The 14,242-nt window shown below is 74.0% G+C and carries 13 protein-coding genes; 5 read left to right on the top strand and 8 right to left on the bottom strand.

Annotation, left to right across the window (positions count from 1 at the left end):
* Nucleotides 1–19 precede the first annotated feature (19 nt).
* The gene (locus tag VKZ81_RS34225; RefSeq protein WP_324245912.1) at nt 20–598 is read left to right on the top strand and encodes an MOSC domain-containing protein; all 579 of its coding nucleotides are present in this window, start codon (nt 20–22) and stop codon (nt 596–598) included.
* Here VKZ81_RS34225 and polA read toward each other — a convergent pair.
* Nucleotides 565–3,279 carry a DNA polymerase I gene (gene polA / locus VKZ81_RS34220; RefSeq protein ID WP_324246009.1) on the bottom strand — a complete coding sequence of 905 codons (2,715 nt, stop codon included), beginning with the start codon at nt 3,277–3,279 and terminating at the stop codon, nt 565–567. The genes VKZ81_RS34225 and polA overlap by 34 nt on opposite strands.
* Nucleotides 3,280–3,586: 307 nt before the next feature.
* Nucleotides 3,587–4,336, bottom strand: coding sequence for a YebC/PmpR family DNA-binding transcriptional regulator (locus VKZ81_RS34215; RefSeq protein WP_324245911.1), 750 nt, complete (start codon nt 4,334–4,336; stop codon nt 3,587–3,589).
* Nucleotides 4,337–4,440: 104 nt separating this feature from the next.
* Here VKZ81_RS34215 and VKZ81_RS34210 point away from each other — a divergent pair, with 104 nt between their 5' ends.
* Nucleotides 4,441–5,451, top strand: a complete 1,011-nt coding sequence (locus VKZ81_RS34210; RefSeq protein WP_324245910.1) for an ABC transporter substrate-binding protein — start codon at nt 4,441–4,443, stop codon at nt 5,449–5,451.
* A gap of 3 nt (nt 5,452–5,454) precedes the next feature.
* On the opposite strand, the gene pdxT is transcribed toward VKZ81_RS34210, so the two are convergent.
* A complete protein-coding gene (gene pdxT, locus VKZ81_RS34205; protein WP_324245909.1) occupies nt 5,455–6,087 on the bottom strand; it encodes a pyridoxal 5'-phosphate synthase glutaminase subunit PdxT in 633 nt (210 codons plus the stop codon).
* 454 nt (nt 6,088–6,541) lie between these two features.
* The gene (locus VKZ81_RS34200) at nt 6,542–7,942 is read right to left on the bottom strand and encodes an NAD-dependent malic enzyme (RefSeq protein ID WP_324245908.1); all 1,401 of its coding nucleotides are present in this window, start codon (nt 7,940–7,942) and stop codon (nt 6,542–6,544) included.
* Between the two features lie 112 nt (nt 7,943–8,054).
* Here VKZ81_RS34200 and VKZ81_RS34195 point away from each other — a divergent pair, with 112 nt between their 5' ends.
* The 3 genes from VKZ81_RS34195 (at nt 8,055) to VKZ81_RS34185 (ending at nt 11,508) form a co-directional block, all read left to right on the top strand.
* A complete protein-coding gene (locus tag VKZ81_RS34195) occupies nt 8,055–8,819 on the top strand; it encodes a DUF4328 domain-containing protein (protein ID WP_324245907.1) in 765 nt (254 codons plus the stop codon).
* Nucleotides 8,820–8,832: 13 nt separating this feature from the next.
* Nucleotides 8,833–9,276, top strand: coding sequence for a hypothetical protein (locus VKZ81_RS34190; protein WP_324245906.1), 444 nt, complete (start codon nt 8,833–8,835; stop codon nt 9,274–9,276).
* 123 nt (nt 9,277–9,399) lie between these two features.
* Nucleotides 9,400–11,508, top strand: coding sequence for an elongation factor G-like protein EF-G2 (locus VKZ81_RS34185; RefSeq protein ID WP_324245905.1), 2,109 nt, complete (start codon nt 9,400–9,402; stop codon nt 11,506–11,508).
* Nucleotides 11,509–11,587: 79 nt separating this feature from the next.
* Here VKZ81_RS34185 and VKZ81_RS34180 read toward each other — a convergent pair whose 3' ends face one another.
* From VKZ81_RS34180 to VKZ81_RS34165, 4 genes are all read right to left on the bottom strand, one after another.
* On the bottom strand, nt 11,588–12,529 hold the full coding sequence (locus tag VKZ81_RS34180; RefSeq protein WP_324245904.1) for a glycoside hydrolase family 113 protein: 942 nt from the start codon (nt 12,527–12,529) through the stop codon (nt 11,588–11,590).
* 1 nt (nt 12,530) lies between these two features.
* Complete coding sequence (locus VKZ81_RS34175; RefSeq protein WP_324245903.1) at nt 12,531–13,082, bottom strand: TetR/AcrR family transcriptional regulator; 552 nt, start codon at nt 13,080–13,082, stop codon at nt 12,531–12,533.
* Nucleotides 13,083–13,217: 135 nt separating this feature from the next.
* Nucleotides 13,218–13,526 carry an AzlD domain-containing protein gene (locus VKZ81_RS34170; RefSeq protein ID WP_324245902.1) on the bottom strand — a complete coding sequence of 103 codons (309 nt, stop codon included), beginning with the start codon at nt 13,524–13,526 and terminating at the stop codon, nt 13,218–13,220.
* Nucleotides 13,523–14,203, bottom strand: coding sequence for an AzlC family ABC transporter permease (locus VKZ81_RS34165; RefSeq protein ID WP_324245901.1), 681 nt, complete (start codon nt 14,201–14,203; stop codon nt 13,523–13,525). Before VKZ81_RS34165 ends, VKZ81_RS34170 begins: the two co-directional genes overlap by 4 nt.
* Nucleotides 14,204–14,242 lie beyond the last annotated feature (39 nt).

Here is a 14,242-nt window from a genome sequence, read left to right as displayed (position 1 = left end):
CCCCGGTAACGTCGACCGGGTGGAGGAGATCGCGGTCGACATCGCCGGTCTCCTCGTCTCCCCGATCCACTCCTACGCGGGCCGCCCCGACGACGGCCCACGCCCCGACCCGGACGGCCGCCGCCTCGAGTCGGTCGCGGTGCGCGCCGGGCTCGGCCTCGTCGGGGACCGCTACTTCGCCCGGCCGGCGCACCGACGGTCCGCGGTGACGCTGTTCGCGGCCGAGTCGATCGACGCGATCGCCCGCGAGCTGGGCCTGCCCTCCACGCCGGACCCGCTGCTCACCCGCCGCAACGTGGTGCTGCGCGGCTTCCCGGTCGACGAGCTCGCCGCGGGCCGCGACCACCCCGGTGCGCTGTTCAGCCTCGACTCCGGCGACGGGCCGGTCCGCTTCCGGGCGCACCGGCCCGCGAACCCGTGCCGATGGATGGACGTCGTGCTCGCCCCGGGCGCGTTCCGCGCCCTGCGCGGCCGCGGCGGCGTGCGGTGCGAGCCGCTCGACGACGGCGTGCTGCGCCTCGGCCCCGCCCGGCTGCGGATCCTCGAACCCGCCGCCGGCGACCGTCAGTGGGCGGCGTCGTCCCAGCTGCGCCCGTAGCCGACGGAGACCTCCAGCGGCACCGAGAGCTTGGCCGCGGCGCCCATCTCCCGGCGGACGAGCTCCTCGACCTTCTCCCGCTCGCCTTCGGCGACCTCGAGCACCAGCTCGTCGTGGACCTGCAGCAGCATGCGGCTGCGCAGCCCCTCGTCGGCGAGGGCGCGGTGGACGCCCAGCATCGCCACCTTGATGATGTCGGCGGCGCTGCCCTGGATGGGGGCGTTGAGCGCCATGCGCTCGGCCATCTCGCGGCGCTGGCGGTTGTCGCTGGTGAGGTCGGGCAGGTAGCGGCGGCGCCCCATGATCGTCGCCGTGTAGCCGTCCTTGCGGGCGACGTCGACGATGCTGCGCAGGTAGTCGCGCACGCCGCCGAAGGTCTTGAAGTACTCCTCCATCAGGCCGCGGGCCTCATCGGTGGAGATCCGCAGCTGGCTCGCCAGGCCGAACGCGGACAGGCCGTAGGCCAGCCCGTAGTTCATCGCCTTGATCTTGGCGCGCTGCTCCGGCGTGACCTCCTCGGGCGCGCAGCCGAACACGCGCGCGGCGGTCTCGGCGTGGAAGTCGTGCCGCGACCGGAACGCCTCGATGAGCGCCTCGTCCTCCGACAGGTGCGCCATGATCCGCATCTCGATCTGGCTGTAGTCGGCGGTCATCAGCTCCGCGTGCTCCGGGCCGACGACGAACGTCTGCCGGATGCGGCGGCCCGCCGGGGTGCGGATCGGGACGTTCTGCAGGTTCGGCTCGGTGGACGACAGCCGGCCGGTGGCCGCGATCGTCTGGCTGTAGGTGGTGTGGATGCGCCCGTCGTCGGCGATCGACTTGAGCAGGCCCTCGACGGTGACCTTCAGCCGCGTGGCGTCGCGGTGCACGAGCAGGTGCGCCAGGAACTCGTGGCCGGTCTGCTCGTAGAGCGTCTGCAGCGCGTCGGCGTCGGTGGTGTAGCCGGTCTTGGTGCGCTTGGTCTTCGGCATGCCCAGCTCGTCGAACAGGACGACCTGCAGCTGCTTGGGCGAGCCGAGGTTGATCTCCTTGCCGATCACGGCGTAGGCGTTCTGCGCGGCCTGCCGGACCTGCGCGGCGAACTCCGCCTCCAGCGCGGAGAGGGCCTCCTGGTCGACGGCGATGCCCGCGGCCTCCAGGTCGGCGAGCACGTACTCCAGCGGCAGCTCGATCTCGGCGAGCAGCTCCGTGCCGCCGCGCTGGGCGAGCTCGGCGTCGAGCGCGTCGGCGAGGTCGGCGACGGCGGACGCGGCGACCATCTGGGTCTGGGCGTAGGCCCTGTCGGCCTCCTCCTCGCCGCCCAGGAGCGACAGCTGGCCGTTGTCCTCCTCGCCGTCGAAGCGCAGCTCGCGCCGCAGGTAGCGCACGGCGAGGTCGGCCAGGTCGAAGCTGCGCTGGCCGGGCCGGGCGAGGTAGGCGGCGAGCGCGGTGTCGCTGGTGAGCCCGGCGAGCCGCCAGCCCCGCCCGCGCAGCGCGTGCAGCGCGAGCTTGGCGTCGTGGGCCGCCTTCGGGATGCTCGGGTCGGCCAGCCACTCGCCCAGCGCCTCCTCGTCGTCCGGGGTGAGCCGGGTGACGTCGAAGTAGCCCGCCTGCGGCACACCCGCCGCGGCCCCCGCCGCCCGCGCCTCGACCGTGGGCTCCCCCGCGGCCAGCGCGATCCCGGCCAGGTCGGCCGTGGTGGGGCCGCCCTTGACCCCGGCGAACGCGACGCCGACCCGGCGGCCGTCGCGCGCGTGCGCGTCGAGCCAGGCCCGCGCCCCGCCCGGCTCGATCGCCCCGCCCTGCACCTCGATGCCGCCGTCGGCCTCGGGTTCGGCGCTCTGCAGCGTGGCGAACAGCCGCTCGCGCAGCACCCGGAACTCGAGCTCGTCGAACAGCCGGTGCACCGCGTCGCGGTCCCACGGCCGCACCGCGAGGTCGGCCGGGGTGACGTCGAGGGGCACGTCGCGGATCAGCTCGGTGAGCTGCCGGTTGAGCAGCACGCCCGCGAGGTGCGCGCGCAGCGCGTCGCCCGCCTTGCCCTTGACCTCGTCGACGCGGTCGGTGAGCTCGGCGAGCGAACCGTACTCGCGGACCCACTTGGCCGCCGTCTTCTCCCCGACGCCGGGGATGCTCGGCAGGTTGTCGCTCGGGTCGCCGCGCAGGGCCGCGAAGTCGGGGTACTGGGCCGGGGTGAGCCCGTAGCGCTTCATCACCTCCGCCGGGTCGACCCGGGTGATCTCCGAGACGCCCCGCTTCGGGTACAGCACCGTGATGTTGTCGGTGACCAGCTGGAACGTGTCGCGGTCGCCGGTGCTGATCAGCACCTCGAAGCCCTCGGCCTCGGCCCGGGTGGCGAGGGTGGCGATCAGGTCGTCGGCCTCGTAGCCCTCCACGCCGAACGTGGGGATGTTCAGCGCGTGCAGGACCTCCTTGATGAGCTCGATCTGGCCGCGGAAGTCGTCGGGCGTGGTGGTGCGGTTGGCCTTGTACTCGGCGTAGCGCTCCGCGCGGAACGTCTTGCGCGACACGTCGAAGCACACCGCGACGTGGGTGGGCTGCTCGTCGCGGAGCATGTTGATCAGCATCGACGTGAAGCCGTAGACCGCGTTCGTGGTCTGGCCGGTGCCGGTGCGGAAGTTCTCCGCCGGCAGCGCGAAGAACGCGCGGTAGGCCAACGAGTGGCCGTCGAGCAGCAGCAACCGCCTCCCCGTCGACGGTGGTGCGGCCTGCTCCGCACCGGGCTTGCTGGACGTGGTGGTGGCGGCGCTCACGGGAGGCGAGTGTAGGACCACCCCCCGACAGTGTTTCCCACCGTGCCCGGCCCCGCCGGGGCCTGCGCGAAAAGCCGGACGGCGCCCCCCTCGGGCGGGGAGCGCCGTCCGTGACGCAGCTGCGGGCCCGCCGGCCGCCGAGGCGAATCCACACACCCGGGATGTGCTTCACACACCGCCGGCGGGGTGAGGTGCGCTCGGAGCGGGTGGAGTCCGGCGAGTCGGGCGGCCCGGGTCAGCCGACCTCGGCCATGACCTCGTCGGAGACGTCGAAGTTCGCGTAGACGTTCTGGACCTCGTCGGAGTCCTCGAGCGCCTCGATGAGCCGGAAGACCTTCTTGGCCGCCTCGGCGTCGAGCGGCACCGACATCGACGGCAGGAACGTGGGCTCGGCCGAGTCGTAGTCGATGCCGGCCTCCTGCAGCGCCGTGCGCACCGCGACGAGGTCGCCGGCCTCGCAGACGACCTCGAAGCTCTCCCCGAGGTCGTTGACCTCCTCCGCGCCCGCGTCGAGAACGGCCGTGAGCACGTCGTCCTCGGTGAGCCCGTTCTTCGGGACGATCACCACGCCCTTGCGGTTGAACAGGTAGGCCACCGAGCCCGGGTCGGCCATCGTCCCGCCGTTGCGGGTCATCGCGAGGCGCACCTCGGTGGCGGCGCGGTTGCGGTTGTCGGTGAGGCACTCGACGAGGATGGCGACGCCGTTGGGGCCGTAGCCCTCGTAGGTGATCGTCTGGTAGTCGGCGCCACCCGCGTCGACACCCGACCCGCGCTTGATGGCGCGCTCGATGTTGTCGTTGGGCACCGAGCTCTTCTTCGCCTTCTGGATGGCGTCGTAGAGCGTCGGGTTGCCGTCGGGGTCACCGCCACCGGTGCGTGCGGCAACCTCGATGTTCTTGATCAGCTTGGCGAACATCTTGCCGCGCCGAGCGTCGATGACGGCCTTCTTGTGCTTCGTGGTCGCCCATTTGGAGTGGCCGCTCACCGTCTAAGTCCCTTCGCCGTGCACAGAACTCGTCGATGGTACCGGCGGCGGGCATCGCGATCCCGACCCCACCGACTCAGGCCAGCCTCACCTAACATCATGCCGTGCCGCTCCTCCTCGCCCCCGACGAGCCGGGCCTCGACGCGCTCCGCAGCGAGCTCACCCGGCGCACGCTGATCACCTCCGCCGGGCTGGCCGCGCTGCTCACCGCCTGCGGTGGCGCACCCGAGCCCGCGCTCGAGCCCGGTCGCACCCGCACGGTCGTCCACGCCCTCGGCACCGCGGAGGTGCCGGTCGCCCCGCAGCGGGTCGTGTCGCTGGACTCCAACGGTGCGCTCCAGGTCGGCCTCGAGCTGGGCGCGCCGCTCGTGGCGTCCGAGACGCTCGACGGCGCCGTCTCCGTCCCGCCGTACGTGCCCGCGCCGCCCCCGGGGTTCGAGCCGCTCGGGTTCAACCAGCTCGACCTCGAACGCGTCGCGGCGCTGCGGCCCGACCTCATCATCGGCAACGTCCCGCGGGTGGAACCGGCCTACCCCGAGCTCAGCCGGATCGCCCCCACCGTGGCCTACCGCAACGCGGGCGCCGGGCAGGACTGGCGCGAGTCGGTGCGCGCCATCGGCGACGTGCTCGGCGCGCTCCCCCGCGTCGAGGAGGGGCTCGCCCGGTACGCGGCGCGGGTCGCCGACGTCGCGGCGCGGCACGCGGACCTGATCGCGGGCGCGACGGTCGCGCTGCTGCGCTTCACGTCGTCGGAGCTGCGGATCGTGCGCGGGGAGATCTTCGGCGCCTCGATCCTCGCGCACGCCGGCATCCGCCGCCCGCCGTCGACCGACACGCCCGGCCCGAGCGCCACCTACGTGTCGCTCACCGACGAGACCGTGGGCGTCACCGCCGACGCGGACGTGCTGCTCTACTTCGTGGGCGGGGGCGGGTCGGCCGTCGACGCCGCGGCCACCGCGCAGCGGTACACCTCGGGCGAGCTGTGGCAGCAGTTGCCCGCCGTGCGCGCGGGGCGGGTGGTCGAGCTCGATCCGGTGGCCTGGTGGGACGGCTACTCGGTGTCGGCGGCCATGGCCTGCCTGGACGAGCTCGACGCCGCGCTCGCGCGGCTGTGACCGTCAGCCGGCCGCGGCCTTGACCATCTCGCAGAAGAGGCCGTGGACGCGCAGGTCGCCGGTGAGCTCGGGGTGGAACGCGGTGGCCAGCACCGAGCCCTGCCGCACCGCGACCACGCGGCCGGCCGCGGCGCCGGCGTCGGCGCCGGAGAGGGTGCGCGCCGGCACCGTGGCGAGCACCTCGACGGCCGGGCCGACCGACTCCACCCACGGCGCCCGGATGAACACCGCGCGGACCGGCCCGCCGGAGAGGCCGGCGAAGTCGAGGTCGGTCTCGAACGAGTCGACCTGGCGGCCGAACGCGTTGCGGCGCACCACGACGTCGAGACCGCCGAGCTGCTGCTGGTCGGGCCGCCCGTCGAGGACCTCGCTCGCCAGGAGGATCATCCCGGCGCACGAGCCGTAGGCGGGCATGCCGTCGACGATGCGCTTGCGGAGCGGGTCGAGCAGGTCGAAGGTCTGCAGCAGCCGGCTCATCGTGGTGGACTCGCCGCCCGGGATCACGAGGGCGTCCACCGCGTCGAGCTCGGAGGGGCGCCGCACCGGCACCGCCCCCACGTCGCCGCAGGCTGTGAGCGCTGCCACGTGCTCGCGGACGTCACCCTGCAGCGCGAGCACCCCGATCACCGGAACCACGCCTCCAGCCTACGTGGCCCCCGCGAGTCGCGGCCTCGGCGCGCGCGAGTCGCGCCCCCAGCCCCGGCGAGTCGCGGGCTCAGCGCGCACGAGTCGCGGCCTCAGCGCGCACGACTCGCTGCCTCACCGCGGGCGAGTCGTGGGCCCACCGCGGGCGAGTCGCGGGCCCACCGCGGGCGAGTCGCGGCCCGGCTGCAGACGGGGCGGGGTTCGGACGAGCTCGCCCCGTCGGGTCGTGCGCCGGTCGGTCGGCGGCTCGTGCACGCGGTCAGGTATCGCCGGTACCCGGCAGCGTGACTCGCCCGCTCGCCGGCTGCGCGACGAGCGCGCACCCACACCGCGACTCACCCAGAGCGCGACTCGCCGAGCTACGAGCGCGACTCGCCGGGGCTCAGCGCGCGACTCGCCGACACCCAGCCCGCGACTCGCCAGGGCTCACACCGCGACTCGCGCCTCAGACGGGGGCGACGTCCTGCTGCTGCGTCGCCTCGCGCACGGCCTCGGCGACCGCGGGCGCGACGGCCGCGTCGAACACGCTCGGCACGATGAACGACGGGTTCGGCTCGGCCACGACGTCCGCGATCGCGTGCGCCGCCGCCACCATCATGGCGTCGGTGATGTCGCGGGCCTGGGCGTCGAGCAGCCCGCGGAACACGCCGGGGAACGCGAGCACGTTGTTGATCTGGTTCGGGTAGTCCGACCGGCCGGTGGCGACGACGGCGGCGTGCGCGGTGGCGATGGCGGGGTCGACCTCGGGCTCGGGGTTGGCCAGCGCGAACACGATCGCGTCGCGGTTCATCGTCTTGAGCTCGTCGGCGCCGAAGAGGTTGGGCGCCGAGACGCCGATGAACACGTCCGCGCCGACGAGCGCGTCGGCGAGCGTGCCGGTGATCCGCTCGGCGTTGGTGTTGTCGGCGATCCACCGCAGGTTGGCGTCGAGGCCGGGGCGGTCGCGGTGGACGATGCCCGCGATGTCGACGGCGACGACGTCACCGGGCGCCGTACCGTTCGACTTCAGCAGCCGGATGATCGCCGAGCCCGCCGCGCCGACCCCGCACACGACGACCTTGCAGTCGGCGAGGTCCTTGCCGACGACGCGCAGCGCGTTGCGCAGCGCGCCCAGCACGACGACCGCGGTGCCGTGCTGGTCGTCGTGGAACACGGGGATGTCGAGCAGCTCCCGCAGCCGGGCCTCGATCTCGAAGCAGCGCGGCGCGGCGATGTCCTCGAGGTTGATGCCGCCGTAGGCGGGGGCGAGGATCTGGACGGTCCGGATGATCTCCTCGGTGTCCTGGGTGTCGAGGCAGACCGGCCACGCGTCCACGCCCGCGAACCGTTTGAACAGCGCCGCCTTGCCCTCCATCACCGGCATCGCGGCCGCGGCGCCGAGGTTGCCCAGCCCGAGCACGGCCGACCCGTCGGTGACGACGGCGACCGTGTTGCGCTTGATCGTGAGCCGGCGCGCGTCGGCCGGGTTCGCCGCGATCGCCTGGCAGACCCGCGCCACGCCCGGGGTGTAGGCGCGGGAGAGGTCGTCGCGGTTGCGCAGCGTCACCTTCGACTGCACCTCGAGCTTCCCGCCGAGGTGCACGAGGAACGTGCGGTCGGAGACCTTGCGCACCCGCACGCCGGGCAGCGCCTCGAGCGCCGCCGTGATCTCGCCGACGTGCTCCTCGTTCAGCGCGTTGCAGCTGATGTCGACGACGAGCGTGGCGGTGTGGGACTCGACCACGTCGAACGCGGTGACGACGCCGCCGGCGCGGCCCACCGCCATCGTGAGGTCGCCCGCCGCGCTGGCCGAGGCGGGCACCTCGACCCGCGCGGTGATCGCGTATCCGGGACCGGGAACTGGCACCCCCGCACCTTATCGACGCCACCATGGCGTGACGTGCGCCACAGCTCCCAACGGATCGACGTCGACCCAGGTCGTCCGCGGTGTCACGAGCCCCGCGCCCGAGGAGGTAGGCATGACCACCGCCCCCGACCCCGCCCCGACCACGGTGCCCGCCGCGTCCACGGTGCCGTCCGCCGCGACGACCCGGCCGCGACGGGTCGACGGGCTCGGCACCGCCACCGCCGTGCTGCTCGGCCTCAGCGGCCTGGCGTACGCGAGCAGCCTCTACGTGGACTGGTCCGACTACCGGCTGTTGTCCGACCACGTCAGCGGCCGGATCACCGGGGAGGAGTTCTGGGCGGAGTACTCGCCGTTCGCCGGGCCCCTGTCCCTCCTGCTGGTCGCCGCCCCGTTCGCGGTGGCGGCCGCCGTCGTCCTGCTCGTCTGGGTCCACCGCGCCCGCACCAACGCCGGGATCCTCTCGCCCGGGTACCGGTTCCGGTTCTCCCCCGCCTTCTCCGTCGGCGGCCTGTTCGTCCCGTTCGCGAACTACTGGTGGTCGCGGCCGATCCTCGAGGACATCGTCGCCGGTAGCAGCCCGCACCGCCCCGCCGACGCGACCCTCCGCCTCGTCCGGGTGTGGTGGGGGCTGTTGATCGGGAACGCGGTCGCCGGTCTGGTCACCAGGTACGTGCGCCCGGAGTACACGCTCACCTACGACCCGGACGGCTCGCTCGTCGAGGGAGGCCGCGAGGCGCTGCAGGGTTTCCTGGGCATCGCGCTGGGCAACACGGTGCTGGTGCTGGTGGTCCTGCCGATGATCGCGCTGCTCGCCGTGATCGTCCGGCGGGTCAGCCGCCAGCAGACCGAGCTGCTGTTCCCCGCGCAGCGGGCCTGACGGGGCGATCGCGATGACCCGGCCCGTCGAGGCGCCCCCCGGGGCACCCGCCCGCAGGCCGATGGCCGCGCTCGTCCTCTGCGGGATCGCCACCTGCGCCGTGAGCCTGTTCGCCCTCCTCGTGGTCGGCGGCGGCGTCGTCTGGCTGTCCTCCGAGCGCGCCGAGGCCATCGACCGCCTGATGGCCGTCCTCCTCGTGGTGATCGGGCTGCTGTTCCTGGCGACGCCGGCCGTGCTCATGTGGGTCGCGCTGGCCTGGCTGGTCGCCGAGCCGCCCCGCGGCGCGCTGCTCATGATCGCGTGCCTGCGCGCCCTCGGCGGTTTCGTGCTGCTGGTGGCGCTGCCGACGCTGAGCCGCGCCGGGGGCGTCGCGGTGATCGGGGTGGGCGTCGGCGTCGCGCTCGCCTTCCTCGCCGTGGCGCAGGTGCTCGCGGCGGCCACCCGCCCGCGCGCGTGAGCCGAAGCCGCACCGCCGCCACAACCCCTGCCGGTCGAAGCACGCCGGCAGGGGTTGTGGCCGCTGTGGGACGGGTGTGTGATGGCCAACACGTCACACGCAGCGTCGCGGAGGTGGTCCTCGATGGCGGTCAGAGCAGACGCCGGGCAGCGCGCGGGGAGCCGTGGGACGGCCCCCACCGTCAGCGATCCGTCCCGGCTGCGCAACGCGGTTCTCGTCGGACCGTCAGGGTCCGGGAAGACGACGCTGGTGGAGGCGCTGCTCGCGCACACCGGCGAGATCCCCAGAGCGGGCACGGTGCTCGACGGCACCACGATCTGCGACCACGACCCGGCCGCCGTCCGCCAGCAGCGATCGGTCGCCCTGTCCGTCGCTCCCCTGTTCCACCAGGGCACCAAGATCAACCTGATCGACACCCCCGGCTACGGCGACTTCGTCGGTGAGCTGCGCGCGGGGCTGCGCGCCGCCGACGCGGCCCTGTTCGTCGTGCCGGCGAGCGCCGGCCGCGAGGGCCCGATCGACCCCACGATCGTCGCCCAGTGGGAGGAGTGCGCCGCCGTGGGCATGCCGCGCGCGGTGGTCATCGCCCGGTGCGACAACCCGCGCGCCGACATCGAGGCCACCATCGCCGCCTGCCAGGAGGCGTTCGGCAACGGCGTCGCCCCGCTCTACCTCCCGCTGCGCGACGGCGACACCCTCACCGGCCTGTACGGCCTGCTCTCCCAGACCCCGGCCGGGCAGGCCCCGCCCGGCGCCGAGGAGGCGCGAGCCTCGCTGATCGAGGGCATCATCGAGCAGTCCGAGGACGAGACCCTCATGGACCGCTACCTCGGCGGCGAGGACATCGAGCTCCAGACGCTCATCGACGACCTGGAGACCGCGGTCGCCCGCGGCACGTTCCACCCGGTCATCCCGGTCTGCGCGGCGTCCGGCATCGGGCTCGACGCGCTGCTCGAGGTGATGGTCGGCGGGTTCCCGTCGCCGCTGGAGCACCCGCTGCCCCAGGTCACCGGCATCGACGGTGCCGAGCACCCGCCGCTCACCGCAGACCCGGAGGGCCCGCTCGCCGCCGAGGTCGTGCGGACCTCCGCCGACCCCTACGTCGGCCGGGTGTCGCTGGTGCGGGTGTTCTCCGGCACCCTGCGACCCGAGTCGACGGTGCACGTGAGCGGCCACCCGAGCGGCATCCCCACCCAGCGCACGGGTGAGCCGGACGGGCACGACGCCGACGAGCGGCTCGCGCACGTCTACACCCCGCTCGGCGCGACGCTCCGCGAGGTCGACGCGTGCATCGCGGGCGACATCTGCGCGCTCACGAAGCTCGGCACCGCCGAGACGGGCGACACGGTCTCCTCGGCCGACCACCCGTTGCTGCTGTCGTGCTGGGACCTGCCCGAGCCGCTGCTGCCGGTCGCGGTGGTGGCCCGCACGCGCGGCGACGAGGACGCGATGGTCAAGACCCTCGCCAAGATCGTGGCCGCCGACCCGACCCTGCGCCTGGAACGCAACCAGGAGACCCACCAGACGGTGCTCTGGTGCATGGGCGAGGCGCACGCCGACGTCGTGCTGTCCCGGCTGCGGGCGGGCGGCGCGGAGGTCGACACCGAGCCGGTCCGCGTGCCGATGCGCACCACCCTGGCGAAGAAGGCGCGGGTCACCGGCCGCCACGTCAAGCAGTCCGGTGGCCACGGCCAGTACGCCGTGTGCCACGTCGAGTTCGAGCCGCTCCCCCGGGGATCGGGCATCGAGTTCATCGACAAGATCTTCGGCGGGGCCATCCCCAACCAGTTCATCCCCAGCGTCGAGAAGGGGATCCGGGCGCAGGCCGAGCGCGGGGTCACCGAGGACGGCTACCCGGTGGTCGACTTCCGCGCCACGCTCGTGGACGGCAAGGCGCACAGCGTCGACTCGTCCGACGCGGCGTTCCAGACCGCGGGTGCCCTCGCGCTGCGCGAGGCGGCGCAGGCGTGCGGCGTGGTGACGCTCGAGCCGTACGACGAGGTGGAGATCCGGGTGCCCGACGAGCACCTGGGCTCGGTGCTCGGCGACCTGTCCGGGCGGCGCGGGCGGGTGATGGGCACCGACGTCGCCGGCCCCGGCCGCACGCTGGTGCAGGCGGAGGTCCCGAGCGTCGAGCTGCTGCGCTACGCGGTGGACCTGCGGGCGCTCACCGCGGGCTCGGCGACGTTCACGCGGCGGTTCGCCCGCTACGACGTGGCACCGGGCCACTGACCGCCGTCGGATCACCGCTGCTGAAGCGCGACGGCTGATCCACCGGCCCGGGCGGCTGGACAGCCGGACGGCCGACGGATCAGCGACGGTCGTACCGCGCCGCCATCGCGTGGAACACCTTCTTCGGCTCCCAGCGCGTCTCGTCGAGCACGCGCACCACGCCGTAGGAGGCGATGTCCCGCGCGGCGGGCTTGTCGTAGTTGGCGAAGGAGAACCACAGCGCGGTGTCGACGCCTTCCTCCTCGAAGAGGTCGAGCAGCTCGGTGAGGTAGCGGACCTGCTCGTCCTCGTCCGGCACGGCGTCCGGTGGCGGCTGCCAGGCCATGGCGCCGCGGTCGGCGGCGCCGCGGTAGGCACAGGTGCCGTATTCGGTGACCGCCACCGGCTTGCCGTGCCGGAAGAACTCCCGCAGGTGGGTGCGGAAGCCGTCGCCGTCGGCACCGGTCCGGTAGGCGTCGACGCCGACGACGTCGAACGGGTCCCAGTCGACGGCCTCCCACGGGCCGGACGCGTAGGTGACCTTCCCGCCGAACTCGGCGCGGACGGTCGCCGCCGCCTGGGCGAGGAAGTCGTTGAGTCGTTCCGGCACCGGCCCCAGCGAGGTCCACCACGCCATGTCGGCAGTGGTCATCGCCTGCAGCCGGGCCAGGTACGTGTCGCCGGGGAGGAAGCCGGTCCCGAACGTGCTCAGCTCGCACCCGGCGACGAACACCACCTCGGCGCCGCGCCGCCGCACGGCCTCGGCGCGCCGCGCGCAGTCGGCGAACAGCGGCAGCATCTGTTCCGGTGTGAGGTCCACCGGGAACGGCGAGAACCAGACCTCCAGCCCCGCGTCGACGGCGGCGCCGGCCGCCGCCCCCAGCCGTTCCGGCTCGCGCCCGCAGATGCGTACCGCGTCGCAGTGCAGCTCGCCCGCGATCACGGCCATCTCGTCCCGCACCGTCGCGGGCGCGAAGGTCGTGCGGGTGAGCTGCCCACCCGGGAACGTGCCGGTGTCGTAGTTGATGCCTCGAGCCCGCATCTCACCGTCCTTCCTGTGGGCGGCAGCCGTGCTGCAGCAGGTCGAAAGCCAGTTCCACGTCCTCGGCCAGGCGCCGGCCCGCCTCCCGGGACGAGGCGCCGGCGCGCAGACGCTGCAGGTACAGCTCCCGCACGGCGTTGCACGCCGCGACGATCTGCGCCGCGACGATCGCGGCGGCGGGCTCGCCGTACGCTTCGGTCAACTCCAGCGCGAGCGCGTGGCGTTGCCGGTCGAGCCGGCTCATGACAGCGCCGGCCAGCGTGGGGCTGTCCAGGATCACCCGCACCCGCGTCACCAGGGCGTCGAAGTCGGCGGCGGCCTCGGTCGCCGCCGCCGCGCGGTAGTGGGCCCGCAGCGCGTCCAGCGGCGACCGGCCGGGGGGCCGGCGGGCGACGATCCCCGCCAGGTCGTCGTCGGCCACGCCGTCCAGGACGAGCGCGTCCTTGGTGGGGAAGTACGTGAAGAGCGTGGCCTTGGCCACCTCGGCGGCCTCGGCGACATCGCTGACGGTCACCGCCTCGTAGCCCCGCTCCGCGAACAGCCGCAGCGCCACCGCGGCGATGCGCTGCCTGGTCTGCTCCTTCTTCCGCTCCCGGAGTCCGCTGACCGCACCGCCGGCGAGGTGTAGGGCCGCTCAGGGCCCAACGGCGCCGGAGGACGTGCCCGGTCGTGGGCGATCCGCGCGCGCTCACGGGACCCCGAGCAGGCGCAGGCCCGCCGTGGTCGCGGCGGCGAGCACGACCACCAGCACGAACGGCACCCGTCGCCACGCGGCCACGGCGCCGACCAGCACCCCGGCCGGCCGCGCCCAGCCGGCGAAGCCGCCGCCCTCGGTGAGCGTGGCGGTGGCGACGAGCGCCACCAGCAGCGCCGTGGCGCCGAGGTCGAGGTAGCGCTCGACGCGCTGCGGCATCGCCAGCCGGTCCCGCAGGACGATCCCGACGAGCCGCATCAGGTAGGTACCGACGCCGAGGACGAGCACGGCCGACCAGCTCATGACGCCTCCTGTCGCACGGTGCGCGCCGCCAGCAGCCCGAGGAGACCGACGAGCACGGGCACGCCCGCCGGCAGGAACGGGGTGGCGGCGAGGGCCACGACGGCCGCGGCCGCCCCGACCCGCCGGGCGTCCGCCTTCCGCAGCGCGGGCAGCAGCAGGGCGAGCAGCGCGGCCGGGAACGCGGCGTCGACGCCGAACGCGGCCGGGTCCGGGATGGCGGATCCGGCGAACCGCCCGACGATCGCGCCGGTGTTCCAGAAGACGAACAGCAGGATCCCGCAGGTCCAGTAGGCGGCGCGGGCGCGCGGGCCGCTCCCCCGGGCCCGGGAGAACGCCACGGTCTCGTCGACGAGCAGGTGCGCGCCCAGCAGCCGGGCCGGCCAGCGGTCGGCGATGGTGCCGCCGATCGCCAGGCCGAACGGGACGTGCCGGGCGTTCATCAGCAGCCCGGCGGCCACGGCGGCGAACACGTTGCCGCCCGCGGCCACCACGGCCACGACCAGGAACTGCGACGCGCCGGCGAACACCACCACCGAGAGCGCGACCATCAGGGTGAACGACACCCCCGCGGTGCCGGCCAGCGCGCCGAAGGAGGCGCCGACGACCCCGACCGCCGCGGCCAGCGCGAGCGCGTCCCGGACGTCGTCCGACCGGAGTGTTCGGGTCAGCGAACGCATGTCCGATACAGTGAACGACGCACGCGTGTTCGTCAAGTC

The sequence above is a fragment of the Pseudonocardia sp. genome (assembly GCF_035305885.1).
Lineage (GTDB): Bacteria > Actinomycetota > Actinomycetes > Mycobacteriales > Pseudonocardiaceae > Pseudonocardia.
This window is presented reverse-complemented; position numbering and strand designations above follow the sequence as displayed.